The organism is Shewanella sp. 4t3-1-2LB, assembly GCF_017368415.1.
Classification (GTDB): Bacteria; Pseudomonadota; Gammaproteobacteria; order Enterobacterales; family Shewanellaceae; genus Shewanella; species Shewanella fodinae.
In genome coordinates, this window is record NZ_JAFNJD010000115.1 from 1 (window position 1) to 980 (window position 980).

Consider the following 980-nt stretch of genomic DNA (forward strand, 5'->3'; position numbering starts at 1 on the left):
CTATGCCGCGCTGAGCGCAAGCGCATGCAAAAATTGATTCAAAAAACCAACGATAAGCACTTTGCCAGGCGTCTTATTGCGATGTTGATGTTGCATCAAGGGCTGCCGGTTACCCAAGTTCAGCACATCACCGGTGCAGCCCGCTCCAGCATCGGCCGATGGTTGGGCTGGTACACCCAATGTGGCATTGATGGACTGAAATCAGAGAAACCGGGGCGGCCAACCGTCTTGCCTATTAACCCGATATTGCTCTGTCTGTCACTGCTTATCCAGCTTTGTCCGGAAGATTTTGGTTACCAGCGTAGCCGCTGGAGCAGTGAGCTGCTTGCCAAGGTGATTAATGCACAGCTTAAGCTATGCGTCGCTGCATCAACCATTCGCCGCCTGTTACCCGAAGCAGGCATAGTCTGGCGCCGCTCAGCCCCGACGTTGCGCATTAAAGACCCATACAAAGCTGAGAAAATGGCCGCTATAAATCAGGCACTTGAGCAGAGCAGTGCTGAGCACCCGGTATTCTATGAAGATGAAGTAGATATCGACCTTAACCCCAAAATCGGGGCGGACTGGATGCCCAAAGGGCAACAAAAACGCGTGGTCACCCCGGGTAACAACCGCAAGCACTACTTGGCAGGAGCGCTGCATACCAAGACAGGAAAAGTGCTTTATGTGAGCAGCGCCAGCAAGGCGTCGGAGCTGTTTATTGCGGTACTGGAAAAGCTCAAACGACATTACCGCAAAGCCAAAACTATCACGCTAATTCTAGATAATTACATCATTCACAAGAGCCGTAAAACCCTGGCTTGGCTCAAGAGCAACCCCAAGTTCAGGTTGTTGTTTCAACCGGTATACTCACCTTGGGTCAACAAGATAGAGCGCTTATGGTTGGCACTACATGAAACGGTAACCCGTAATCACAGTTGCCGAAACATGCGGGAACTTCTTGGCAAGGTATGGCATTTTATGGAAACCGTTTCGCCTTT

Annotated in this window: 1 protein-coding gene; it reads left to right on the top strand. The window is 50.8% G+C overall.

The genetic code is table 11. The annotated features are described in order from the left end of the window. Nucleotides 1-980, top strand: a 980-nt coding sequence (locus tag J3L11_RS18840) for an IS630-like element ISSen5 family transposase (protein ID WP_207571987.1), incomplete at both ends; no start/stop codon positions are given.